Below are 26927 nucleotides of genomic sequence, written 5' to 3'. Positions count from 1 at the left end.
GATTATATTCCTTGTGAATTCAAGTCAACAAAATGACCGGTAATTGCAGAAGCAGCAGCTAGCTCTGGGCTCACTAAGTGCGTTCGGCTGCCACGGCCTTGTCGGCCTTCAAAGTTACGATTACTGGTTGAAGCACAACGGTCACCTTCTGTTAGCACATCATCGTTCATGCCTAAACACATTGAACAACCAGGTAAACGCCATTCAAAGCCGGCATTACTAAATATTTTGTCTAAACCTTCAGCTTCTGCCTGCGCTTTTACGCGATATGAACCGGGAACAACGATGGCATCAACATTTGCTGATACTGATTTTCCCTGTGCTTGATAGCTTGCAACAACACCTGCGGCCGCGCGTAAATCTTCGATACGTGAATTTGTACATGAACCAATAAAGACTTTGTTAATAGTAATATCTGTAATTTTTGTACCCGCCGTTAAGCCCATGTAGGTTAATGCGGCGGCACAAGAATCTTTTTCTACTTGCTCGGTAAAGTCATCCGGCGATGGCACTACGCTATCGACTGAAGTAACCTGTCCTGGTGTGGTTCCCCAGGTGATTTGCGCTTTAATCTCTTCGGCTTTAAGGGTTAATATCGTGTCAAACTCAGCGCCTTCATCAGTTTTGAAGGTTTTCCAATCATTTAACGCTTCAAGCCATACGTCGCCCTTTGGCGCATATTCTTTACCTATTAGATAATCGAAGGTGGTTTTATCAGGAGCGATTAAGCCCGCTTTCGCGCCAAATTCAATGCTCATGTTACAAACGGTCATGCGCTCTTCCATGCTCAGTGCTTCGATAGCACTACCGCAATATTCAACGACATAACCGGTCGCACCCGCACTACCTGTTTTGCCAATAATCGCTAAAATAATATCTTTTGCGCTAATTCCAGCGCCTACTTGACCATTAACTTCAATTTTCATGGTTTTTGCTTTTGTTTGGCGTAAGGTTTGCGTGGCAAAAACGTGTTCAACTTCTGAAGTACCAATTCCAAAGGCTAATGCGCCAAATGCGCCATGGGTTGCTGTATGAGAGTCACCACAGACAATTGTTGTACCCGGTAATGTTAAGCCAAGTTCTGGCCCAATAACATGAACAATACCTTGATTTTTATGACCCATACCAAATAGTTCAATACCAAACTCTTTACAGTTTTTTTCTAATGTTCTTAATTGATTGGCTGCGCCTTCACCCGCAGCATCAATTTCTATTGAACGGGTTGAAATGTTGTGATCCATCGTGGCAATCGTACGCTCAGGATGACGAACAGGGCGGTTATGAAACTTTAAGTTAGCAAACGCTTGTGGTGAGGTAACTTCGTGGATCAAATGACGGTCAACATAAAGCAAAGGTGTTTCACCCGCTTTTTCTTCAACAACATGCTGTTGCCATAATTTTTCATATAAGGTGGTAGCAGAATTTTTAGGACTCATCGGTTATGCCTCTGTTATTTTTTGATTAGCACTATTTTGTGCACTACTATGTTGCGCAATAATCTGTTGGCAAATATAATCACCCACTTCAGTGGTGTTTTTAGCCTGGTGTCTTTGATTTGCCGGTAGTAAATCAGCGGTTAGCACGCCATTGTCTAATGCGCTTGCTACGGCATCTTCAATCGCTTGTGCCGCTGCACTTTCATTTAAGCTGTAACGTAGCATTAATGCTGCTGATAAAATTTGCGCGATAGGGTTAGCGATACCTTTTCCGGCAATGTCAGGCGCACTGCCACCGGCAGGTTCATACATACCAAAACCTTCGCTATTTAAACTTGCAGAAGGTAATAACCCCATAGAGCCGGTTATCATTGCGCAGATATCGGAAAGAATATCGCCAAATAAATTAGGGCATAACAAAACGTCAAATTGGTTGGGATCGCGAACAAGTTGCATGGCGGCGTTATCTACATATAAATGCTCTAAGGCGACATCAGGGTATTCACTCGCAACTTCTTCAACCACTTGGCGCCATAATTGACTGGTCGCTAAAACATTGGCCTTATCAACAGACGTTACCTTATTGTTACGTTTTTGCGCCGCTTGAAAGGCCAAGTGAGCAATACGTTTAACTTCTCGACGAGAATAAAACATCGAGTCAAAGCCAGTTTCTTCTTCACCTTCACCGCGACGTCCTTTTGGCTCACCAAAGTAGATATCGCCGGTTAACTCGCGAATAACCAGTACGTCGAAGCCTTGCTGTGAAATATCACTGCGCAATGTCGATAATGATGATAAAGCCGGTTGTAAGGTCGCTGGGCGCATATTACAAAATAAATCAAAACGGCTACGCAAGCCCAATAATGCACAACGTTCAGGTTGCTGTGTAGGAGGTAAGTTAGCCCATTTTGGACCGCCAACCGAGCCAAATAAAATAGCATCGGCTTGTTCACAACCTTTCATGGTCTCATCGGGAAGGGCGTGACCGTGGCTATCAATAGCAGCACCGCCTATAGCGTAATCTTGTGTCGATATTTTTATATCAAATATTGTTGCGATGGTACTTAATACTTTTTTAGCTTCAACCATTACTTCTGGTCCGATGCCATCACCGGCTAATATTGCTATGTTCGACATGTCTTTTATACCTTTAGTCAATCTTATATGTTTGAATTTATTATAATGAAGCTTGAACGTCGTTTTTTAGTTCGCTTTTTAATTCATTAATGGTGATGGCGCGATGAATACTATTCAGTGCGTGTATCAAGGCTTTTGCTGAAGCGTCGATAACATCGGTCGCTAAGCCGTAGCCATGAAATTTTCTGTCTTGCCAGGTAACCACTAAATCAGCTTTACCTAAACCGTCTTCACCTTCACCTTTATTTGATATTTTGTAATCAGCGACCTCAAAGTCAATATCAACCGCTTTTTTAATCGCTCTATATAATGAGTCAACCGGGCCATTACCCGTTTCAGAAACAATATGGCTCTCTTTACCGGCTAATAATTTAATACTTGACGTGGAAAACTCTCCGCCGCCACACTGCACATTTAATGTTTCTAGATGATAAAATTCTTGCTCTTCACCTTGTTGTTGAATATTAAAGTGCAACGCTTCTAAATCATCATCAAAGACTTGACCTTTTTTATCAGCTAGCGCCAAAAAGTCACTGTATAACTCTTCTAAGTCAAACTCAGTTTCGGTATAACCTAAACTTGCCATGCGGTGCTTAATAACGTGTCGACCACTGCGAGAGGTTAAGTTTAATTTTGTTTTACTGATACCGACACTTTCTGGGGTCATAATTTCATAAGTATTACTGGCTTTTAACATGCCATCTTGGTGTATACCTGACGAATGACTAAAAGCGTTACCGCCAACAATCGCTTTGTTTAATTGCACGGGCATATTACATAATTGGCTGACTAACTTTGAAGTGCGGGCAATTTCTTGATGATTAATATTGGTGTGTACATTTAAGAAGTCATGCCGGGTTTTCATGATCATCGCGACTTCTTCTAATGAACAATTACCAGCGCGCTCACCAATACCATTAATGGTACATTCAATTTGTCTAGCGCCTGCCTGTACTGCAGTCATTGAGTTGGCAACGGCTAAACCTAAATCGTTATGGCAATGCACCGAAATTACTGCTTGATCAATATTAGGCACACGATTAAATAATTGGGTAATAATGCCGCCAAATTCATTGGGTAGGGTATAGCCAACCGTATCAGGAATATTAATGGTGGTGGCACCGGCTTTTATGGCGTTTTCAACCATGCGACATAAATTGTCGATAGGGGTACGGCCAGCATCTTCACAAGAAAACTCGACATCATCAGTAAATTTTCGGGCAAATTTAATTGCATGGATTGCCATTGCTTCAACATCGGCAAAATCTTTCTTCAATTTTTGTTGAACATGAACATCTGACGTTGAAATAAACGTATGAATACGGAATTGGTCAGCGACTTTTAACGCATCGGCACAGGCTTGAATATCGCCTTCAACAGCTCGAGCTAAAGCACAAACTCGGGAGTTTTTAATGGTGCGGGCAATTTGTTGCACTGACTTAAAATCGCCTGGCGAAGAAACAGGGAAGCCAACCTCCATTACATCTACCCCTAAGCGTTCAATGGCTAGCGCAATTTGTAACTTTTCATGCACTGAAAGGCTTGCATTTAGTGCCTGCTCTCCGTCACGTAAGGTGGTGTCGAAAATAATTACCTTGCTGTCCATGTTTATTCCTTAATATTTATTGTGCTTAGGGTATTGGCTACTTACATAAAATACGGGTATAAAAAAACCCGCGGTAATATGCGCGGGTTTTAATGTTTATCTTTAATTTACAACAATAAAAAACCTATCCGCGCATTGATAATGTGAGGAGGAGGTTAATGCGAATAATGTTTTTTATGGTAATTGTTGTTGTCATTAAAGTCGTCTTATTAAGTTAGTTTAGCTCGCTAGAGCAAACAGTCATCTATTAATAGCGTATTTACTCAAATAATGTCAATTAATTATTAATATTTAAAAAGTATAATGGTGGCGCTAATGAATATAAGGCGTTTAAAACTTCCAATAATTAAGAATTTTGCGTTGCTTTAAGTTTCTGATGATATTGCGCGGTAGTGTTTTTATTGCCTGTTTGCCATTGAGTCTAATATTTTCTACAGCCTCTAATATCCGAAATGACGACTTACCATCACTATAAGGATGTAACTCCTGGGCATAACGATTTATCGCCAATATAAGTGTTTCTGAAGGCGATAATGCGACAGTTAATGCTTGGGGTAATTCTTTGGCATCGGTAATGTTAATTAAGTAATCACCCGGTTGGCTATTATTGAACGCGATAACCGGCTTACCCAGTAAAGCAAACTCACCAATAACCGATGAAGTATCCGACACCATAATATCAGCAGACTGCAATAAGCTATTTATATTTGACGATGTTATTATTTTTAGGTTTTGTGAAGAGAGTTGAGCATAAAGATCTAACCACTTTGTATCCATTTTTGGGTGGAACTTAATCAGCCAATTATATTTTTTATCATGCACTAAAGCGGCAATTTCTTCATATAAAAAAGGTGCGCAAGTCAACGCGGGTGAAAAAGTGGGCGCAAAGAGGATTGTTGGCAACTTATTACTAAAATATTGCTCTTTGGGGGTATTAAACAAATTATCTAATTTTGGCCAGCCTGTTTCTTTAACGTCGAAAAATTTATGCTGGTTAGCTAATTCATTAAAGCGATTGGTGGTCGCTGCCCCATGAGTACAATAGAGATCAAAGCAGTCTCTAATAACAAAGTGACCTTTTTTCTTCCACTCTAAACCATGGAAAACTTGTACTTTAATACCGGGAATAAATCGTGGGATGATATTACCCGGCACAAAGCTAGCGACAGGGTTAAAACTAATCACATCAGCAACACTGCTAAGCACCACTTCATCGGCAGCAAAATTACTCAGATTAACATCACTACCAGCAACAAACCACGCAACTTGGCTGCCTTGGCTTAGTATTTCTCGCTGTAAAGGTCGCAAAATTTCAAAAGAATAATTTTGTGAGATATAGAAAAGGTATTTTTGATTATTGTTCATTAACTGCGCTTAGTTTTAACTATTTCGATAATTTCTGTAGTAGAAACTGAAGGTGTCCTTGGTAAATATATCACCTGACAAAGGTCTTTTAAATGATCAAATTTACCTTGCCAGTCATCACCCATAATTAATATATCGGCATTGTAGTATTTAATATATTCAGCTTTTAGCTCTAAAGATTCTTCAAGAAAAACTTCATCGACGCATCTTAAAGACCGGATAATATGCTTTCTATCTTCATCACAATATATAGGTGCTCGACCTTTTTTTGAAATATTTAATTCATCCGATGAAACACCAACAATTAAATGAGAGCCATGAAGACGAGCACGCTCTAAAATATTGACATGGCCAACATGAAAAACATCAAATGTACCAAAAGTAATTACGCGCATAGTTAAATCTCTGAGGTTATAAAATTCGCAATTCGTTCACTGCATTTACCATCAACCGTTCCCGTAAGCAGCTCCGTCGTGGCTATGCGGTCAGCTTCCTTTAAATCGGGATGCATAAGTTGATTGCTGATTTCATGAATTAATTGTTTTATGTTTGTTGTTTGACAGGCCACTTTGGCAAAATATTTTAAATCATCATCTAATCGATTGTTTAAACGCCATTTAAAAATCCCACGATAAGACCAACGGACCTTATAAAAGTCACACCAGATAGCGGGTTTATTTAGTGCAGTAAACTCAAAGAGTGTTGATGATGCATCACTGAATAACAAGTCGGCAACGCCCATAAAAGGAATAATAGATGTTTCTTCAATGGAAGAAACATAGACATTATTATAAGTTTCCCAGTGTTTAAATAGTGCTTGATGCTTTTTATATTTGTTTTTTATCAGCGAAAAAAAGTGAGGTTTCAAAATTAAATTATACTGGCCTACCAAAGAGGGGAAATCATCAGGTAAGCACTCTATACTGCTGGGATAGAAAGTGGGAGCATAAAGAATCGTTTTCTTTTTAGGGTCTAATCCTAAGTCAGATAAGTTGATGCAATCTGAAGTTTTCTTAATAATAGGGTCCAATTTAGCATACCCCGTATCAACAAATACTTTATTGGGAAATAGGTTCTGTAAACGCTTTAATCTATGCTGACCTTCGACAAAACGGTAAGTTATATCTGATTTAGATACATCGTAATAGCATGATTTAGGACCAATACCATGTTGCATCAGTGCTGTTTTTGTAAAAGCGTTAATTTTTTTTAAGCCATTGAAGGCATTTCCAAAAATAATCCAATGAGGCTTTTTTTGCAGATAAAGTTCTCTCGCCTCATCAGAATCTTCAACAAGGGTATAACTTAGTTTTTCTTGTTCAACACTCTTTATTAATACAGTCTGTAGTTCTTTTTGATTGTATAAAAGAAAATGACAATTTACGCCATTTTTTTCAAGTGCATTTTTTACCGGCAAATACTGAGGTAAATAATAAAGATGTTGAATATCAAAAAAAACATTCATAAATTACCAGTTATAACCCAAAGTCGCACGGTAGAAAGACTCTCCATAAATATCACTACCAGCTGTTAACGAATAATTAATAAATCCATTTTTATATACTTGTTTTAAACTTAATTCTATCTCTTGGGCTCTAGAGTACTTATCTTGCGTCAAAGAATCTATAGCGGCGGTTCGAAATAGTGTTTGTAAATGATACTCGGGTGAAAAATCCCAGTTTAGTCGAATTAACGAAGCATTTCCCGCTGATTCATCTCTCAGCTCTTTGGTATTACCCCACCAATGACCCATTACAACTTTATCATTTCGGTAACCTTCACCGTATATATTGTGAATATACCATGCCTTGTGAAATTTAGAGTGCTCAGCATACAATGAAAAGTCCTTGTTAATATATGGAAAGAATAACCCGTAGGTTTGACTAATGTTACCTAACTCAGTGTTCTTGTGTTCTTTGGTGTCCTCTCCTGCATATTCCATATAAAAGGTAAAAGGGAAACCCTGGTAAGACAAATCAAATTTATTGGTTAACGAAGCAATTTGATTACCCACTTCTTCATCGGAATTTGCACAACCTGTTAAACCTGAGCTACAGTTATCTGAGTTAACGGGGTCAATAATCGCATTCCAAATATCACTTAGGCCTGTGCTTCTTTCGCCACCACCAAATTGAAAGGCTCTATTAGCACCTATCGTCCACCAGCTAAAGGGTTGAAAACTCATATGCATAGTCATTAATAATGGCTTTCCTGATGATGTAGAACCCTTATACTTTATACCCGCCATTTCCTCTAACTGTCCTAATGAAAATTCGTATTTAACATGCCAAGAGGTGATAGGTTTTACATTACTCATGGTAATAGAAAAGGTTGGGGCAGCGTTAGTAGACAGTAATGATGCACTTTCTTGTGAGGGAGATAGCCAATGTTCGCGGTAGCCAATATCAAATTGAGCATATTCATAACCCAATGAAAAGTAGCTGTTATGGGGAATAATATTCTTACCATCGACGATGGTCCCCCCTAAATTTGCGATGGCATATTGATTGAACTGATAAAATCCAGCGGCACTTGCTTGGGCCGTGCTGTCCATGGCAACTCCACGATTATTAGCTATGGTGAAGTTTTTATTGTTAGATGTTGAAAGCGTAGTTGATAAATGAGTGATCGCACTCTGCTTTTTATAACGCTTTATATAAGCAGAAATTCTATAAAAAAGCTCAGGATGAGAACCTTTAATTTTGTTTAGATAATCAACAACCGTGACAATATGGTAGGGTTTACTCAAGATTGGCATTCGAGAAATTGTCGCTAGACGTGCGATTTCAAGTTCAATAAGAGCATCAGTTTTTAACGGTAAGTAAGGGCTAACACCATCGGCATTAGCCTGTTTTATATAAAATATTATAAATAAAGTGATAAAAAATAAGTATTTAGTTTTGTGCACAAAAAAAGCCATCATATAATCTAAAAATCGCGGTGATTATACGCGAGTTTTTCTAACATAATAGGGGTTACTTCCAATTATCCATTGAGCCTTTGCGGCGAGAAGTTAATCTTGGCAGAATCAAACCTAAAAGTAAGCCAATAACTAACACTATAGCGCCATTATAAAACCATTCTTTTTTGATATTGGTATCTTGGTCTTTTAACTTGGCTCGTATCGTTATCAGCGTTTTATTAAGCTGGCTTATTTCATTGTTAAGTTGGGCTTTTTCACTGCTAAGGTTTTGAATAGTATTTCTACTTTGGGAAAGTTCCTCTGACATACTGTCAGTATTGCTGCTGGTATTGGCTAATTTTTCATTAAGCTCGGCAATAACAAAACGTAAGCCGGGTTTTAATGATAGATACTTACTTTCAACCCAGACGTTTCTATTTTTATCATCAATGATTTCAGTGTAATCATTTTCACTTTTACCGGTTACTTTCACTTCAGTGCCTGAGTTTATACTTCCTAGAATTCGATAATTATTACCCGCTCCTGAATGCATATAAATAAATAAATCGTCTGAAATATAGCCAGAAGGAAGGTTGGTTGGGCTGTCTTCTGCAAAAAGAGGGGAAGATGAACTGAGAACTAAACCAACCAATAAAGCTTTTATTATTTTCATGAAACTACCATTAACCTTTATAAAATTATGCATAGCAAAATACTAGGGGTTTGGCGGATTGATAGCAAGTTAAGTTTACGAACATTAAGGTTTTATTGATAAAATAAATAAGTGTTCTCAATATTTTGTAAACAAGATATTACATAGCTAATTCATTATGATAGTTTTTACTAAAAGTTTGTTAGGGCATCAGCAGTAAGTTAAATTTTTTGTATATCGCTATATTATATAAAAGAAACTTATGGGAATTGGCATTGGCTATTTGTTTTCATATGTCGCTGTTGTAAACTTACTGTGTTGACATAATAAAACAAATTATTGGAAGAATATGGTTACCGAAATTGAGCTTAAGTATTTTGTTACAAGTGATAATACTCAAGAAAAAATCACCCAGTTATTCACCACAAAACAGCTGTCATTTAGCTGTGTAACAAAGCAATTATCGAACTGCTATTACGATACAACTAATTTAGATTTTCGCCATCATGATATGGGGCTAAGAATTAGAGGTTGTGACGGAAAGTTAGAGCAAACCATAAAAACAGCAGGGGTGGTAATTGGGGGCTTACATCAGCGACCAGAGTATAACGTTAATATTGTTAATAACTTCCCTGAACTTTCCTTGTTCCCAAATGAAATTTGGCAGTCAACTCAAAAGGTAGAGCAGTTACAAGAATCGTTAATCCCCCTTTTTTCAACGGACTTTACCCGTATTATTTGGTTAGTTACTTTATCGTCGGGTACCGTAGTAGAAGTTGCCTTCGATCAAGGTGATATTAGTAGTGATGGTCGCAGTGTTAAAATTTGTGAACTCGAACTAGAACTTGTCAGTGGCATAACCTCAGATTTACTGTTGCTTGCCAAGCTATTATTTTCTGTACTGCTTGTTAGGCCAAGTAGCCAAAGTAAAGCGGCTCGTGGCTATGGTTTATGGAAAAACATCCCCGTTAATTATAAAAAAAATATTACAGATATTCTTCCCATTGACCGTAGTCACTCTATTTCTAATGCCTTTTCTACCGGTATCAATTATTGCCTAGTTAACCTACATGATCATATTGAATACTATATAACGTCGCCAAGCTTAGTCGAGCTAGAAAAAATAACAGAAACTTTATCGTTAATTCGCCACGGGTTTTGGCTATTTGCAGATTATCTGCCCGAAGAAGCCGTAAAAATTCGTGATGAACTAAGCTATTTTGTGCACTTACTCTCGTGGGTTGATAATGCCGTTAACCTACAAGAGCTTACTAATAAAACGGGTAATTATAGACGCAAGTTAAATTACAGCGAACAATTGGTAGAACAACTAAGAATGGAGAAACGTCGTCTCCCCACTAGCGAAAATGTCATCGAATTATTGCATGGCCAGCGTTTTAATACCCTGCAGGCTCATTTATTGGAAATGCTATTAACTGAAGATACACAGTTTAGTGACTCTTTATTACCTTTTGCGCAGCAAAGTTTAACGAAAAGTATGGCGGTGTTATTTGCTGATAGCACACCAGCGCAGTCGCTGAGTAGTGAGCAATACTTATCACAAGCAAAACTGTTAAACCGAAGTTTACTGACAGGAACTTGGTTTGGTTTATTGTTTGATGAAGAAGAACGTAAACACTATCGAGCACCTTGGTTGGACATTCAGCAAGGGATCAGTGAATTACAAACATTATGGATTATTCACCAGCAACTACAAACGTTAGATGAAAAACCTAAAAAACTCGTTTTGTGGCAAGGAAGCAAAGTTGAAGGGTTACTTATTGCGTTAGACAGCTCCAGAAATATGGCGTTATTAACAAAGCCGTACTGGTTAGATGAGTCATAGCTGTTTATCGGTTCGAATAGAGAAAGGTTTTAGATAATGTTGAAGATAATTAGTAGGGTCATAAATTAATGAAGTGGGTTGTTAAATTAAGTTTATTGTTAAGTAGTTTTATTACCTGTGTAAGTTTGGCGAGTGTTTATAATCTCCCAGCCGCCAATTCAAGGTTAGTGGGCGAGGATATTATCCATAAAGCAGTAAAAGGCGATTACTTTCAAGCTTTAGCTGAAAATTATAATGTAGGTTTTTTTGCCTTACTTGCCGCTAACCCCGGTGTTGATCCTTTTTTATTGGCTCTTGATGATAATATTGTTATTCCTAAACAGATGCTTCTACCCTTCGGTAAGCGTGAAGGTATTGTCATTAATCTCGCTGAGTTACGCTTGTACTACTACCCGAAAGGAGAGAAATTAGTTTACGTTTTCCCTGTGGGTATTGGTAGAGAAGGACTAGAAACACCACATTTAACCAGTACTATTGGCGACAAACGTAAAAACCCGAGTTGGCGTCCAACAGCAGAGATGCGCGCACGTTATTTTGCCGAACATGGCAAAGAGATGGTCAGAGAAGTACCCGCAGGACCCAATAATCCCTTTGGTAAATATGCATTACGTATTGGCACAAGTGAGTACCTACTTCATGGCTCCAATAAGCGCTTTGGTATCGGTATGCGAGCAAGCTCTGGCTGTATTCGTATGTACGATGATGACATAGAATGGTTATATAATAACATTCCCGTAGGCACACCTATTCGCATATTCGAACAGCCCATTAAAATGTCTTATGAACAGGAAGGCAAAAAGATAGAAGTACATCGCCCGTTGACACCTGATGATGGCGCCGAAGTTGAATTAGCGATGACAAAAGCAGTAAAACATTTTATCGGTAATGATGTTCAAATGTTAAAGAAAGTGAGTTCACTACTAGCTAATCCAGAAGGTGTAGTCGTATCATTAAATTGAGCTAAAGGGATATTGTAAATTAGCATGAAATAGAACTCCGTTAGGATGAACTCAAATTTCGTTAGGGTGAATTCAAGCTCCGTTAGGATGAACTCAAACTTCGTTAGGATGAATTCAAGCTCCGTCAGAATGAACCCAAACTTCGTCAGAATGAAGCCAAACGCCGTCATCCTGAACTTGTTTCAGGATCTGTACCTAACAACTAGAAGCCCAGATACTGAAATGAATTCAGCATGACGGGAATGGAAGCTGAAATAAATTCAGCATCAACGCAACACCCATCAGCATGAACGCAAACTCCATCAGGATGAACTCAAACTCCATCAGGATGAACTCAAACTCCATCAGAATGAACCCAATCGCCGTCATCCTGAACTTGTTTCAGGATCTCATCCTTAACAACCCAAAGCCCAGATACTGAAATAAATTCAGCATGACGGGAATGGATAATGAAACAAGTTCAGTGTGAACCCAAACTCCATCAGCATGAACCCAACTGCCGTCATCCTGAACTTGTTTCAGGATCTCGTCCTTAACAACCCAAAGCCCAGATACTGAAATAAATTCAGCATGACGGGAATGGATACTGAAATAAATTCAGCTTCAACGCAACACCCATCAGCATGAACTCAAACTCCATCAGAATGAACCCAATCGCCGTCATCCTGGACTTGTTTCAGAATCTCGTCCTTAACAACCCAAAGCCCAGATACTTAAATAAATTCAGCATGACGGGAATGGAAGCTGAAATAAATTCAGCATGACGATAGTGGATACTGAAACAAGTTTAGTGTGAACCCAACCCCCCATCAGTATGAACTCAAACTCCATCAGAATGAACCCAAACTCCGTCATCCTGAACTCGTTTCAGGATCTCGTCCTTAACAACTCAAAGCCCTGATACTGAAATAAATTCAGCATGACGAGACCAGATACTGAAATAAATTCAGCATGACGATAGTGGATACTGAAATAAATTCAGCATGACGGGAGTGGATACTGAAATAAATTCAGCATGACGGGAATGGATACTGAAACAAGTTCAGCATGACGGGAATGGATACTGAAATAAATTCAGTATGACTACAAGTTCGTTCATTTCAGTATTATCGGGGCTGTATTCGGTTTTGTTACACGGTCAAATGATGGATCGTTAATGTGGCAATAAAAAAACGAGACTTATTAAGTCTCGTTTTTTATTGTTTACGCTAAATACTCAGAAAACTAATGAAGAATACGTGCGCGTATTGTGCCGTCAATTTGTTTTAATTCGCGTAATGCTAATACACTATCTTGTGCTTCAATATCAATAACTACATAACCAATTTGATCGTCTGTTTGTAAGTATTGTGCGGCAATATTAATATTGTGCTTAGCAAATGCTTGGTTAATTTGAGTTAACACGCCTGGTTGATTGCGGTGTATATGTAATAAGCGGCTTGTTCCCGTATGACCAGGCAAAGAAACTTCAGGGAAGTTTACAGCCGAAAGTGTTGAGCCGTTGTCAGAGTATTTTGCCATTTTGCTGGCAACTTCTAAGCCTATATTCGACTGGGCTTCTTTCGTACTACCACCAATATGTGGTGTCAAAATAACGTTGTCGAATGCGCGTAATGGTGAAATAAACTCTTCATCATTACCTTTAGGTTCAACAGGGAAAACATCGATTGCTGCGCCAGCGACTTTTTTACTTTTAAGCGCTTCAGCTAATGCGTCAATATCAACGACAGTACCACGAGAAGCATTGATAAAAATAACACCGTCTTTCATGAGTGCAAATTCTTTTGCTGCCATCATGTTTTGCGTTTGAACCGTTTCAGGTACGTGTAAGCTAACTACATCAGCTTCTTTTAATAAAACTTTTAAACTTGATGCTTGGCTCGCATTACCTAAAGGAAGTTTGGTTTCGATATCATAAAAGCGTACTCGCATACCTAAGGTTTCAGCTAAAATGCCTAATTGCATGCCAATATGGCCGTAACCAATAATACCTAAGGTTTTGCCACGAGCTTCTACCGAGCCAGCCGCAGATTTATTCCATTCACCGCGATGAGCTTTTGCGCTTTTTTCAGGAATACCACGTAATAATAATAAGGTTTCACCTAATACTAGTTCGGCAACCGATCGTGTATTTGAAAACGGGGCATTAAAGACTGGAATGCCACGTTTTTGTGCCGCTTTAATTTCAACTTGGTTAGTACCTATACAGAAACAACCAATAGCCGCGAGTTTTTTTGCATGGCTTAGTACATGGTCAGTTAACTGAGTACGAGAACGAATACCAATAAAGTGAACATTAGCAATTTTTTTGATCAAATCTTCTTCAGCAAGCGATGTACTAATACATTCAATATTGCTGTAGCCTTTCATTTTTAACTCTTCAACAGCGCTCGGGTGGACACCTTCAAGTAATAAAATCTTAATTTTTTCTTTTGCTAATGAATTATTGCTCATTTTCTAATATCTCATGTAGGACTATAGTGGTCATTGCCTTAACCAAATATAAAGTGTTTAGATGGCTAGATTTCTAAACTAGCATATAGTGTATAAACTCTAAAGATTTATTTTATGAGTTTTGCGCCATCTTGAGTGCCTAAAATTAAAACATCAGCGCCACGTAGTGCAAATAAACCATTAGTAACAACACCTACAATGGCATTAATATCGCTTTCAAGTTTTTTAGGATCAAGTATCTCTAAGTTATGCACATCAAGAATTACACAACCGTTATCAGTAATTACGCCCTGACGATAAACCGGGTCACCACCTAACTTAACAAGTTCGCGCGCTACATAGCTTCGTGCCATAGGAATAACTTCTACCGGTAAAGGAAATTTTCCTAGCATTTTTACTTGTTTACTTTCATCGGCAATACAGACAAATGTTTTTGCTACGGCCGCGACAATTTTCTCTCGGGTTAGTGCAGCACCACCACCTTTTATCATCGACAGATATTCAGTAATTTCATCGGCGCCATCAACATAAACATCAACGCTACCGACATTATTCAATTCAAACACTTCGATACCATGGGCTTTCAATCTTTGAGTCGACGCTTCAGAGCTAGAAACTGCACCTTCAATGTCGTCTTTGATTGTTGCTAGGGCGTCAATAAAGTGATTAACAGTAGACCCGGTGCCTACGCCAACAATGGTATCGTTTTTAATAAATTCGAGTGCTTTAAGGGCTGCTGCCTTCTTCATTTCATCTTGTGTCATGTGAATCCTAATTAGCGAGGGGAAATTAGGTAGAAGTATATCAGCAGATGATTAAATATCGAAGTTATAGCTGGTGGTTGGAGTGATAATTTTAGGCAGGGGAATATCCCAACTTTCAAAAGGAATCGTGTTAACTTTTTGGCAATCGTGAGCTAAGCCAATTGGTAAGGGTTTAGCTTGTTTGTTTTGTTGATATTGAGCATGCCAAGCCGAAAGTGTTCGGTCATAAAAGCCACCACCCATGCCTAAGCGATTACCATATCGGTCAAAGGCGACTAAGGGAGTAAAAATAATATCAAGCCCAGCGACCGTTATTATATCTTGCACGTTAAGCTTAGGCTCTAAAATACCATATTTGTTTTTGACGAGAATAGACGTCTCAGCATATTTTAAAAATAGTAAATTATTCTTACTAAAAGGATGTATTACCGGTAAATATACGGTGATGTTATTTTGCCAGCACCAATCAATAAAAGGCTGAGTATTTAACTCGCCATCATTAGCTAAATAAATCGCAATGTGTTTAACGCCTTTGACTACTTGTTCTTTAATGAGTCTTTTAGATAATAAAAGTGATTGTTCTGCTTGCTGGTCAGCGCTTAATAAACTGCGTTGATAGCGAATTTCTTGGCGAAGCACATCTCTTGTTTTCATGATATTTAATCCCCTATAAAATAAGCCTAACGACAACAAGTAAGTTACAGTAAAAATTAGCTATAAAAAAGCCAACAATAAATGTTGGCTTTCAAAATCACTTTAACGATGACGGGCAGTTAACTAAGCGTTAGTCGTTGCCGTTGAACCATTTGCGTTAGTCGTAGATGCTTCTGAATCATCAGGCAAATTTTCCCAAAATCTAGATTTGAAACCAATCAACAAAATGATTAAACCAATACCAATGCTAAATAAGCTAATTTGAATATAAAGCGAAGGTATTTGCGCGACGTTATTTGGATCGTAATTACCGGCTAATAAACCAGAAATTATATTACCTATTGAATAAGTTAATACAAATACGCCCATCATTTGTCCTGCAAAGCGTTTAGGTGATAATTTACTTACCGCACTAAGTGCTACAGGGCTTAAACAAAGCTCACCAACTGTATGTAGGAAGTAAGTTGCTACTAACCAGTAAGGGGCAACTTTCATTCCTGAAGCAGCGTATTGTGCAGCAAAAAACATCACGATAAAACCACTCGCCATGATGATTAGTCCAACAGCACACTTTATGCCATAAGAAGGACTTACCAGTCTTTTACCTAAGTTAATCCATAAAGCAGCAAAAAAGGGTGATAGTAAAACGATAAAAAAGGAATTTGCAGATTGGAACCAACCGGTAGGTATTTCAAATGATCCAATGACGCGGTCAGTATAATCGCGCGCGAATAAATTCATCGACGAACCCGCTTGCTCAAAGCCCGACCAAAAACAAGCTGATGCAATACAAATAAGTAATAATGCCCAGAGTTTTTTCTTTTCATTTTGCGTTAGGTTACTACCAAAATATATTACCGCATAATAAATAACGAAAATTGCAGAGAATGCTACGGCAACGTATTGAGCGACAGTTACAGGAACAATAGTAATAATGCCTTGAAAAGTAGCATAGGTAACAAACGCAATAACCGCTAAAACAATACCAATAATTGTCCAGCTGGTTTTTTGTGCTTTCTCTGACATAGGATATACTGGCTTTTCTCCAATACCTTGAAGCTTAGGGGTAGTCAATTTGTATTGAATTAAACCTAATGCCATACCAATAGCTGCGGCGCCAAACGCCCAATGCCAACCAACATTTTCCATTAAGTAGCCACAAACTGCATAGCCAATAACTGAACCTAAATTGATGCCCATATAATAAATGGCATAACCACTATCACGGCGAACATCTTCATCTGAGTATAATTGACCCACCATAGCGCCAATATTTGGTTTTAATAAACCCGTACCTAAAATGACGACGATTAAACCAATAAAAAAGGTGGTGTCATTCGGAATAGCTAAGATGATATGGCCAATCATAATAATGATTGCGCCGTACCAAACTGCTTTTTGACCACCAATTAATCGGTCAGCTATCCAACCGCCAGGTAAGCCCATAAAATAAACACTACCAGTATATAAACCATATATAGCAGCTGCAGAAGCGACGGTTAAACTTAAGCCTCCTTCTTGTAAAGTAGCGGTCATAAATAATACAAGTAGCATACGCATACCGTAATAACTCATGCGCTCCCACATTTCTGTAACAAACAGCGTTTGTAACCCTGCCGGATGGCCAAAAAAAGAACCTGAATCAGGTTTGCTCATAAAAAATTCCTCTAAGATAAGTGTAAATTACAGTTAAATATTATTATTTTAATTCGCTAAAAACATTTTAAAATATTGAAATAAGTTCTTTGCGCTGTAATTATTGTCAAATTTATTTGCGAAAGTCAGCGTGTGTTATACCTGTGCTTGTCATGAAAGGCAATAGTTTGGCACCGAGATTTGATTAAGCAGATGTAATGTTTTAGTTACTTTTGATACTTTTAGAAAGAAAAATAATAAACAGACTCCCCAAAATTAATTATGTGACGTTATAAAAGGTAAGCAAGTTACTTTATTCAATAGCTTGTTACTGATAAACTCCAAACGTTAATTTTAGAACTTATTTAGTCGATATATTTGGCCATTATTAATTTTATGGTTTATGAGTATTTAGCTAATGTTATACCTCGCATTTATAGGAAATTTATTGCCCCAATGATGAACATTACTCGCTATCTTATAGCAACCTTTTTACTTTTTGCGCTTTCTTTAAATTTACATGCCCAGCAAGTGTCTGCTCAGCAAATTGAACAATTTAAAAAGTTACCTAAATCTCAACAACAAGCATTAGCCAAAAGTATGGGCTTAGATTTAAATGCTATTGAGGCTCAGTTATCAGGAAGTAATACACAAAACTCGGCTATTAATACACAGGTAATGCCACGCGATATAAATAGCCTCAATAATGACAACCTTAAAGCCAAAGATGCCGAAGAAACAGAGAAAGCTGAAGCGATTTTTAAGACCTTGCCACGGTTTGGTTTAGATGTATTTGCAAATTCACCAACAACATTTTCTCCGGTTATGGATATTGCCATTCCAGAAGGGTATATCTTAGGTACAGGAGACTCAGTTTCAATACAGGTTTTTGGTAAAGAAAATCGTGAAATGCAATTAACGGTGACACGTGAAGGTGAGTTGGTTTTTCCTAATCTGGGCCCCATTAGTGTTGCAGGATTAACATTTTCAGAATTAAAGACTTTTGTTGTTAATAAAATTCAACAAAAAATTATTGGTGTTAATGTGGTGGTCAGCTTAGCCGAATTACGTTCTATGCGTATATTTGTTTTAGGTGAAGCTTATAAACCCGGCCCCTATACGTTAAGTTCATTATCTTCAGTTACCCATGCCATTTTTGCTGCTGGTGGCGTCAGTGATATTGGCTCATTAAGAAATATTCAAGTAAAACGTTCAGGGAACCTAATTCAACAAGTCGATTTATATGACTTATTAATTGAAGGTGATTCATCAAGTGATATTTTGTTGCAATCAGGCGATGTCGTTTTTATTCCCCCTCAAGGCAAGTCTGTGTCAATTGCCGGAGAAGTAAGACGTCCTGCTATTTATGAATTGAGCCAATCAGACGACTTTTCTAATGTCATTAAAATGGCTGGCGGACTTTTACCCGCGGCTTACCCAAAATCTACCATCGTAGAGCGTTATAACAAAAGCGATTTACGCAGTATCCTAAATATTGATTTATCTGATAAAGCCCAAAAAGCTGAAAAAGTTCAAGCGGGCGATTTTATTAGAGTGTTAAAAAGCTCAGACTTATATGTTGATTCAATTACTTTAATAGGCGCCGTAGCGCGTCCAGGTAAATACCAGTTGCAACAAAATATGTTGTTATCCGATGTTATTACCAATGCTGACGCTCACCTATTACCTTACGCCGATTTAAATTACGGCATTGTCGTTAGAGAAATTGATAGTGCCCGTAATATTGAAATATTACAGTTTAATTTAGCTAATGTTTTTGCTGATAAAAATTCTAAGAGCAATATTCAACTCAGCAGTAATGATAAAATTATCATCTTTTCTAAAGCCTTTAAGTTTTCTGAAGAGCAATTCTTATTAGACGAGCTCGCCTACACTCAAGAAGAGTTATTAGCGAAAGAAAGAAATTTAGCGATTGAAACGAGTAAGAAGAAAGAGTTTTGGGAAACCCATGAGCAAAATGATGTTATGGCTGAGACCAAAGATGAAAAGATTTATACTTCTATCAATAATATTAACAGTGGTGCAGAGCATGAAAACGTAACAATTCGTGAAATGGCATTGTTTTCTCGCCAACGTTTACTGGTGCCTATTGTTAATAAGCTTCGATACCAAGCGGGAGCCGGTGAAGCGGTAAAGTTAATTGAAATTGATGGTGAAGTTAAATTTCCAGGGGTATATCCATTAGGGAAAGGGGCTCGGGTAATCGATTTAATTTTAGCTGCAGGTGGCGTTAAAGAGTCAGCTTATTTATCAAGAGCTGAGTTAACACGTAATGAAATGAGTGGAATTAACTCTGTAAAAATCTCTAAAAATATTCATTTAGTGAATGCCCTCAATAATATTAATGAAGACAATATTCTGCTAAAAAGTAAAGATCGCCTTAACATTCACCGTATCCCTTCATGGAGTGAAAACCATGTTATAGAGTTGCGCGGCGAAGTCCTTTTTCCGGGTAAATATACAGTCCGTCGTGGAGACAGCTTATCAAGTATTATTCTTAAAGCTGGAGGATTAACAGATTTTGCAGATCCCAATGGCTCTGTTTTTTCAAGAACAAAGTTAAAACAACTTGAAAGACAAAACTTAATGAAAGTAAGTGCCGACTTACGTATTGAAATGGCAACTAAGTCTTTATCAAGTAACAGCGGGGTAACTTCATATAGTGAAATTCAATCGTTATTAGCAGACCTATCTAAGGTAGAACCGCTAGGGCGTTTAGTCATTAATTTACCGCAAGTTATAGCCAAAAATGATTATGATATTGCGATAGAGGGTGGCGATGTACTTTACATCCCAACTCAGAATCGTTCAATTAATGTCATGGGACAAGTGCAAGTGAATAGCTCACACATGTTTGATTCATCAAGCAGTGTCGAAGATTATATAACGCAAAGCGGCGGCTTAAAAAAACGTGCCGATGATGAGAGAATTTATATTATTTCGTCAAACGGTAGTATCCAAATGTTTGAAGAAAGCAATTGGTTTAGCGGCGGTGCTGACTCAGCTTTAAAACCGGGTGATTCAATTGTTGTACCACTTGATTCAGAGTACATGAACAACTTAACCTTGTGGACAACAGCGACAACAATTATGTATAACACAGCGGTTGCCATAGCGGCAATTAGTGGACTTTAATACTTGTTTTATAAAAACTAAAAATAGATAATTTTTTAACAAAACAAATAAGTAAAGTCCGATCTTTATCGGACTTTACATTGTTGAATAAAACCCAAACATAAACCAGCTCAGCCAATAAGAACAACCCACCATCATAGTAGCACTGTAAACCGTAATCCTAATTGCGTAACCGTTATCCAAACACAACCACGGTAAGCCAGACACAACCACGTTCAGCCAGACACCACCACCGTCATCCTTATTGTGTAACCCGTCATCCTAAACACAAACCGTCATCCTGAACTCGTTTCAGGATCTGTACTTAGAACCAAACCCCAGATACTGAAATGAATTCAGCATGACGAAAAAAGAGTAAAGCGAGCAAGGTTCTCTTAAACAACCACCTTTACTCTCAACAACCACAGTAACCCTTAACAATCACCACCATCCTAAACACAAACCCGTCATCCTGAACTCGTTTCAGGATCTGTACTTAGAACGCAAAAAACAAAAATACCAAAACAGTATTTTAATTTCATATGAGAAACCTGACAAAACAATAAAGCTCAACTACAATATCAACAACATGTAAAAATAATGTTAACAAAAGGAGTTGGTATGAATACATTAGTTTATATTTATATATTACAGTCGGTGGATGGTAGCTACCACACTGGCTGCTGTGATGAACTTGGCATTGTGTTAGCGAAATACGATAAATATAACCAACTTCTTTTAGGTACTGAAATAACGCCCCCAGTCAAACTTGTCCACCAGCAGAAATTTAAAACTGAACAAGAAGCAAGATTGATAGAAAATGAAATTAGAAGGTGGTCTAAAAAACAAAAACAATTTCTTATCAACAATGATTGGCCTGAAATATCTAAATTAGCGAAAAAATTTATTTACTAACAGGATTGTCAATATGAAACAGCCTCATATTTATATAATGACAAATATAAAAAACACGACACTATACATAGGTGTAACAAGTCAGTTAGTTCAAAGGGTCTATCAACATAAATCTAAACTGACATTAGGCTTCACCAATAAATATAACCTGAATAAATTAGTATATTTTGAGTCATTTGAAACTATGTACGATGCGATAACAAGAGAAAAGCAACTTAAAAACTGGCGAAGGGCCTGGAAGAAAAATTTAATAGAACAAATAAACCCTAATTGGCTAGATCTGAGCAAAGATTTCTAAGCTACACCACCACTGTCATCTAGACCAAGCCACCGTCAACCAGACACCACCACTGTAGGCCAGCCACCAATACCGTCATCCAGACCCCACCACCGTCATCCTGAATTCGTTTCAGGATCTGCACTTACTCAACCAACCCCAGATACTGAAATGAATTCAGCATGACGACAGAAGGGCAACGTAACTCTACGTATGAAGCCCGTCAACCAGACACAATCACCGTCACCAGACACAACCACTATAAGCCAGCCACCAATACCGTCATCCTGAACTCGTTTCAGGATCTGCACTTACTCAACCAACCCCAGATACTGAAATGAATTCAGCATGATTCCAAAAGGGCAACGTAACTCTACGTATGAAGCCCGTCAATCAGACCCAGCCACCTTCAACCAGACCCAGCCACCTTCAACCAGACCCAGCGACCGTCAACCAGACTCAAACACCATCAGCCAGACCCCACCACCGTCATCCTGAACTCGTTTCAGGATCTGCACTTACTCAACCAACCCCAGATACTGAAATGAATTCAGCATGACGCCAGAAGGGCAATACACCTAAACGAGATACTGAAATAAACTCAACATAACGCCATCAACATGACGACAAACAGCAACGTGCCCAAACCAGAAATTGACATAAATCCAGCACCACAAGGAAACAACTCAGTTACTCCCATACTTTCCTTTTTTCTGACTAGACAATAGTTAATAACTTGCGTATTATTCTGCGCAATACAGCTTTAACTATCTAGGCCTTATACGTTCATATATTGAAATGTATATATCGTTTAGATGAAAGCATGCAATTATATTTGTCTGCTGACTATTCCGGCATTAAGATGGCCATAATAATAAAGCGAAAACTGTACGCATTGTTAAGATGTTTTTACAATAAACATCAAAAAATTTCAAAACAACACGGCAGTTGACTCACTTAGCGAAGGATTGAATAAACTTACACGATGTTAAAATACTCTAAAAAACTAGTTGTCTCATTGTCATTATTGATGCTGAGTAGTTGTAGTATGATCCCTGGCAGTCATATGGAAGGGGTTGATGTTGAACCTGAAACTTCTACGCTAGCGCAAGACTTATCGAATGTTAGTATTTCGGTGATCGATTCAGCGCTTATCTCTGAATTAAAAGACAACCAACAAGCCTTCACTAAAGCCAAAAAATACAATCCAATGTCAATCGAAGGTTATGATTATGTGCTTGGTATTGGTGATGTGTTATCTATTGGCGTCTGGGACCATCCCGAACTTACTATTCCAGCAGCTGTTCAAAGAACTGCTGCATTCGACGGTTTTAGAATTCAAGCTGATGGTACAATTACCTACGCTTATGCCGCGAATGTACCTGCTGCCGGTAAAACCATTAGACAATTACACGCGATATTAGTAGAAAAACTAAGCCGAGTTATTGAAAAGCCACAACTAGATATAAAAGTAGTCGGTTTTAATAGCCAAAGAGCTTATGTTACCGGCGAAGTAAACAAGCCAGGCGTATACCCAGTTACCGAAATTCCACTGACGTTAATCGACGCAATAAACCAAGCTGGCGGTTTAAGTGAAAGAGCCGATTGGCGCACAGTCACTTTTACACGAAACAATCAAACCGAAATCATTAAGCTAGATGACTTTTATACCAAAGGTGATATCAGTCAAAACCGTTTACTAAAACACGGTGATATCCTTCATGTAAATCGTACAGACAATCAAAAAGTATTTGTTCTTGGTGATGTAAACAAAGCCGGTAGCATTGAAATTAATCGTTATGGCTTAAGCCTTGCTGAAGCGTTAAGTGACGTAGGCGGTTTAAACGAGCAAACAGCCAATGCTAATGGTGTTTTTGTTTTACGCAAACGCCCAGACAACCAAGAAGGCATCATTGCTGATGTTTATCAATTACATGCACAAAATGTAATTGCACTGGTATTAGCCGATCAATTTAAATTACAGCCTCGCGATATCGTTTACGTTACCACAGCACCTATTGCGCGTTGGAATCGTTTAATCAGCCAACTTGTACCCACTATTGCTGCACTTGAAAATATATCAACGATTAAAAATCAAGGTACTATTTTCTAATGGCGATGTTTAATAATATTTTAGTTGTGTGTGCCGGTAATATTTGTCGAAGCCCTACGGGTGAATACTTACTTAAAGATAAGCTAAAAGACAAAGGCGATAGCCAAATAAAAGTTTCTTCAGCAGGACTAACCGCATTAGTGGGTAATAGCGCAGAAGCAACGGCAACGAGTATTGCATTGAGTAATAATATAGATATGAGCCCACACCAAGGCAGACAACTCAACTCAACATTAATTACAGAAAATGATTTGATTTTAGTGATGGAAGAACGTCACTTAACCGATTTGTTAGGTAAATATCCACAGGCCAGAGGAAAAACCTTCTTGTTAGGTAAATGGATCGATGATACCGAGATTCCAGATCCTTATCGCCAAAGTCATGAAGCGTTTGAGCATGTTTATCAATTGGTTGATAAAGCCTGTTCTGCTTGGACCAAATACCTTTAAACTAGCGTTTTAATTTACCCTTAAACAAAAAGTTTAAATTCAGAATTATTTATTAAAAAGTACACTTTATATGTCAATTAATGAAAATATAGCTCAGTCTACAGTCAAAAATCAGCAAAGTAATAATGCACAAGCGAACGAAATTGACTTAATGTCACTCTTTGGCGCGTTAGTCGATCGTAAGTTTTTTATCTGTATTATTACGGCTATATTTATGCTGGTAGGTGTTGCTGTCGCCATATTTTTAACGCCTATCTATCAAGCAACGGCAATGATTCAAGTAGAAGAAAGTGGTGCTTCAGTACCTGGGTTAGATGACATGGCCGGCATGTTTGAAAGTAGCTCTAAATCAATAACTGAAATTGAATTGTTAAAATCGCGCTCTGTTATCGGCGAAGCGGTTGATGCGTTGAAACTAGATATTGTTGCCAAGCCAAAATTATTCCCAATAATTGGTGGTCGTAGTTTTAGAAAATTCAACCCGACAAAAACAGGCGATGTGGCACCAGCCAGTTTTGGTGCAGTTAGTTATGCTTGGGGTGGTGAAAAAATTGATGTATTCCGCTTTGATGTACCTAAGTACGCTATTAATCTTGAGTATATAGTGCTAGCTGGCGAAAATAATACGTATAAACTTTTATCAGAAAACGAAGAAGTTATTTTACAAGGTAAAGTAGGCGAAGAACTCACTAATGGCATTTTTAGTATTACCCTTAAAGCGTTAACGGCAAGAGCAGGTACTGAATTTACTGTTATCCGCAAAGATCGTTTAAATACCATTGTTGATTTACAGGCAGCCATTGGTGCCAGCGAAAAAGGTAAAGACTCAGGTATTGTTAATTTAAGCTTACAGCATGAAACACCTGCTTACGCTGAAAATGTATTAAACAAAGCAGCTGAAATATATGTACGTAGAAATGTTGATAGAAATTCAGCAGAAGCTAAAAAATCACTCGACTTTTTAGAAGTACAATTACCTGAAATTAAAAAGCAATTAGAAGTGTCGGAAGCCTTATTTAACGATTATCAAATAAACCAAAAATCAGTCAATATTACCCTCGAAACTCAAGGGGTATTAGAGCAAATAGTTGAGTTAGATACTAAGTTACAAGAACTTGACCTTAATCGTCTTGCTATGTCTCGAAAGTTCAAACGTACCCATCCTAACTACCAAGGTATTGTTGAACAAATTGATGCCGTACAAAAACAACGTGATGGCTTAGCACAAAAAATATCTAACTTACCTGAAATGCAACAAAAGCTCTTAGGCTTAACCCGTGATGTTGAAGTAGGTAACGAAATCTACATGATGCTGCTAGGTAAAGTACAAGAATTAGATATTGTACGTGCCGGTACGGTAGGTAATGTGCGTATAATTGATGTAGCTGAAGTTAATACTACCAAGCCAGTAAAACCTAAAAAAGCATTAATTGTGGTTATGGCTACTTTACTAGGTGGTATGTTAGCGATAGCGATAGTACTTATACAAAAAGCCATTCATAAAGGGGTTGAAGACCCAAGTGAAATAGAAGCGATTGGCATGCCAGTATATGCCAGTGTGCCTTTTTCAGCCTATCAAGATAAATTGTCAGATTTAATTAGTGGTAAGAAACGAAAAAAGCAGGCAGGAAAAAAGGTATTAGCCGTAGATAACCCAGCAGATTTATCTATAGAGGCGTTGCGTAGCCTGCGTACCAGTCTGCACTTTGCCATGATGGAAGCTAAGAATAATGTTATTGCTATCTCTGGACCTTCTCCAGGTGTCGGTAAATCTTTCATATCAACAAACTTAGGGGTAGTGCTCGCGCAGAGTGGCCAAAAAGTGTTGTTGATAGATGCCGATATGCGTAAGGGCTATATCCATAAGCATTTTGGCTTTGCATGGAAAAACGGTTTGTCTGAATATTTATCAGGCCAAAAAACGTTAGAGCAGGTTACTAAATCGACTGATGTAGCAGGTTTTGACATTATTACACGTGGTCAAGTACCACCTAACCCGTCTGAGCTATTAATGCATGCCAATTTTAGTAAATTAATCGCAGAGATAAAAACTAAGTACGACATTATCATTATTGATACTCCCCCTATTTTAGCGGTCACGGATCCAGCCATTGTTGGCGGCCATGCGGGAAGCATGCTACTTGTTACGCGCTTTGGTCAAAATGGTATTAAAGAAATAGACTACGCTCGCCAACGTTTTGAACAAAACGGTATCGATGTGAAAGGTGTGGTATTTAATGGCGTTCTTAAAAAGGCTAGTAACGCCTACGGCTATTACGGATACGCTAACTACGAATATAAATCTGATAAATAATCCGTAGGCGGAAATTTATCTGCACAGTTTCTAATAAATAAAACTAGAGATAAATGCATACCATAAAATATCCGGCATTAATATACGGACCCTTTGGCAGGGAAAGATCATGAAGCAGTCTTATTTAATAGTTTCTCAAATAAATTTATAATGTGAAATTAATTCTGATTTCAACATAAAAAATTTTCCAAAATAAGACATGTCGCGTTAAATTTGCTGAATAAAGATCAAACGTTTAAAACAGGGATCAAAAGAAAGCAAAATGAGCAGGAAGAAGTGAAAGCTATTTATCAGCTGTTTCGTAATCTTCCCAT

20 protein-coding genes and 1 pseudogene are annotated in these 26927 nt (G+C 38.0%); 9 read left to right on the top strand and 12 right to left on the bottom strand.

Annotated features, from left to right (window positions below):
* Window positions 1-2: 2 nt before the first annotated feature.
* The 8 genes from leuC to H4J57_RS00570 all read right to left on the bottom strand — a co-directional run bounded on the left by leuC (window position 3) and on the right by H4J57_RS00570 (window position 9119).
* Complete coding sequence (gene leuC / locus H4J57_RS00605; protein WP_070374598.1) at window positions 3-1436, bottom strand: 3-isopropylmalate dehydratase large subunit; 1434 nt, start codon at window positions 1434-1436, stop codon at window positions 3-5.
* A 3-nt stretch (window positions 1437-1439) separates the two neighbouring features.
* Complete coding sequence (gene leuB, locus H4J57_RS00600; protein ID WP_182213551.1) at window positions 1440-2573, bottom strand: 3-isopropylmalate dehydrogenase; 1134 nt, start codon at window positions 2571-2573, stop codon at window positions 1440-1442.
* Between the two features lie 40 nt (window positions 2574-2613).
* Window positions 2614-4179, bottom strand: a complete 1566-nt coding sequence (gene leuA, locus H4J57_RS00595; RefSeq protein ID WP_182241657.1) for a 2-isopropylmalate synthase — start codon at window positions 4177-4179, stop codon at window positions 2614-2616.
* 330 nt (window positions 4180-4509) lie between these two features.
* Complete coding sequence (locus H4J57_RS00590) at window positions 4510-5544, bottom strand: CDP-glycerol glycerophosphotransferase family protein (protein WP_182241656.1); 1035 nt, start codon at window positions 5542-5544, stop codon at window positions 4510-4512.
* Window positions 5544-5939: an adenylyltransferase/cytidyltransferase family protein gene (locus H4J57_RS00585; protein ID WP_070374594.1), complete on the bottom strand. Its 396-nt coding sequence runs from the start codon at window positions 5937-5939 to the stop codon at window positions 5544-5546. Before H4J57_RS00585 ends, H4J57_RS00590 begins: the two co-directional genes overlap by 1 nt.
* 2 nt (window positions 5940-5941) lie before the next feature.
* A complete protein-coding gene (locus H4J57_RS00580; RefSeq protein ID WP_182241655.1) occupies window positions 5942-7009 on the bottom strand; it encodes a CDP-glycerol glycerophosphotransferase family protein in 1068 nt (355 codons plus the stop codon).
* A 3-nt stretch (window positions 7010-7012) separates the two neighbouring features.
* Window positions 7013-8452: a capsule assembly Wzi family protein gene (locus H4J57_RS00575; RefSeq protein ID WP_182241654.1), complete on the bottom strand. Its 1440-nt coding sequence runs from the start codon at window positions 8450-8452 to the stop codon at window positions 7013-7015.
* 67 nt (window positions 8453-8519) lie between these two features.
* Entirely contained in the window at window positions 8520-9119 is a 600-nt protein-coding gene (locus H4J57_RS00570; protein ID WP_182241653.1) for a TIGR04211 family SH3 domain-containing protein, read from the bottom strand.
* A 328-nt stretch (window positions 9120-9447) separates the two neighbouring features.
* Between H4J57_RS00570 and H4J57_RS00565 the strand changes: the two genes are divergently transcribed.
* Together H4J57_RS00565 and H4J57_RS00560 are read left to right on the top strand one after the other, a co-directional pair.
* Window positions 9448-10944, top strand: a complete 1497-nt coding sequence (locus tag H4J57_RS00565; RefSeq protein ID WP_182241652.1) for a CYTH domain-containing protein — start codon at window positions 9448-9450, stop codon at window positions 10942-10944.
* 68 nt (window positions 10945-11012) lie between these two features.
* Window positions 11013-11903, top strand: coding sequence for a L,D-transpeptidase family protein (locus H4J57_RS00560; RefSeq protein ID WP_182241651.1), 891 nt, complete (start codon window positions 11013-11015; stop codon window positions 11901-11903).
* Between the two features lie 1224 nt (window positions 11904-13127).
* Here the strand turns inward: H4J57_RS00560 and serA are convergent.
* From serA to H4J57_RS00540, 4 genes are all read right to left on the bottom strand, one after another.
* Entirely contained in the window at window positions 13128-14357 is a 1230-nt protein-coding gene (serA, locus tag H4J57_RS00555; RefSeq protein WP_182218522.1) for a phosphoglycerate dehydrogenase, read from the bottom strand.
* A 107-nt stretch (window positions 14358-14464) separates the two neighbouring features.
* The gene (gene rpiA, locus H4J57_RS00550; RefSeq protein ID WP_182221045.1) at window positions 14465-15121 is read right to left on the bottom strand and encodes a ribose-5-phosphate isomerase RpiA; all 657 of its coding nucleotides are present in this window, start codon (window positions 15119-15121) and stop codon (window positions 14465-14467) included.
* 51 nt (window positions 15122-15172) lie between these two features.
* A complete protein-coding gene (locus H4J57_RS00545; protein WP_182241650.1) occupies window positions 15173-15775 on the bottom strand; it encodes a 5-formyltetrahydrofolate cyclo-ligase in 603 nt (200 codons plus the stop codon).
* A gap of 123 nt (window positions 15776-15898) precedes the next feature.
* A complete protein-coding gene (locus tag H4J57_RS00540) occupies window positions 15899-17431 on the bottom strand; it encodes a peptide MFS transporter (RefSeq protein ID WP_182221043.1) in 1533 nt (510 codons plus the stop codon).
* Window positions 17432-17866: 435 nt separating this feature from the next.
* Between H4J57_RS00540 and H4J57_RS00535 the strand changes: the two genes are divergently transcribed.
* From H4J57_RS00535 to H4J57_RS19885, 7 genes and pseudogenes are all read left to right on the top strand, one after another.
* Window positions 17867-20566 carry an SLBB domain-containing protein gene (locus tag H4J57_RS00535; RefSeq protein ID WP_182241649.1) on the top strand — a complete coding sequence of 900 codons (2700 nt, stop codon included), beginning with the start codon at window positions 17867-17869 and terminating at the stop codon, window positions 20564-20566.
* Between the two features lie 600 nt (window positions 20567-21166).
* Window positions 21167-21460: a hypothetical protein gene (locus tag H4J57_RS00530; RefSeq protein WP_070374583.1), complete on the top strand. Its 294-nt coding sequence runs from the start codon at window positions 21167-21169 to the stop codon at window positions 21458-21460.
* 13 nt (window positions 21461-21473) lie between these two features.
* Entirely contained in the window at window positions 21474-21758 is a 285-nt protein-coding gene (locus H4J57_RS00525; protein ID WP_182241648.1) for a GIY-YIG nuclease family protein, read from the top strand.
* Between the two features lie 964 nt (window positions 21759-22722).
* Window positions 22723-23850 (top strand): polysaccharide export protein, encoded by a 1128-nt coding sequence (locus tag H4J57_RS00520; RefSeq protein WP_182241647.1) that lies wholly within the window; start codon window positions 22723-22725, stop codon window positions 23848-23850.
* Between the two features lie 5 nt (window positions 23851-23855).
* Window positions 23856-24299, top strand: coding sequence for a low molecular weight protein-tyrosine-phosphatase (locus H4J57_RS00515; RefSeq protein ID WP_182241806.1), 444 nt, complete (start codon window positions 23856-23858; stop codon window positions 24297-24299).
* A gap of 70 nt (window positions 24300-24369) precedes the next feature.
* Window positions 24370-26613: a polysaccharide biosynthesis tyrosine autokinase gene (locus H4J57_RS00510; protein WP_182241646.1), complete on the top strand. Its 2244-nt coding sequence runs from the start codon at window positions 24370-24372 to the stop codon at window positions 26611-26613.
* Between the two features lie 177 nt (window positions 26614-26790).
* Window positions 26791-26918 (top strand): annotated as a pseudogene (locus H4J57_RS19885) (ISAs1 family transposase); the annotation flags it as partial.
* Between the last annotated feature and the right edge of the window lie 9 nt (window positions 26919-26927).

This window comes from Colwellia sp. BRX8-7, assembly GCF_014077275.1.
In the GTDB taxonomy this organism is placed as follows: domain Bacteria; phylum Pseudomonadota; class Gammaproteobacteria; order Enterobacterales; family Alteromonadaceae; genus Colwellia_A.
This window is presented reverse-complemented; position numbering and strand designations above follow the sequence as displayed.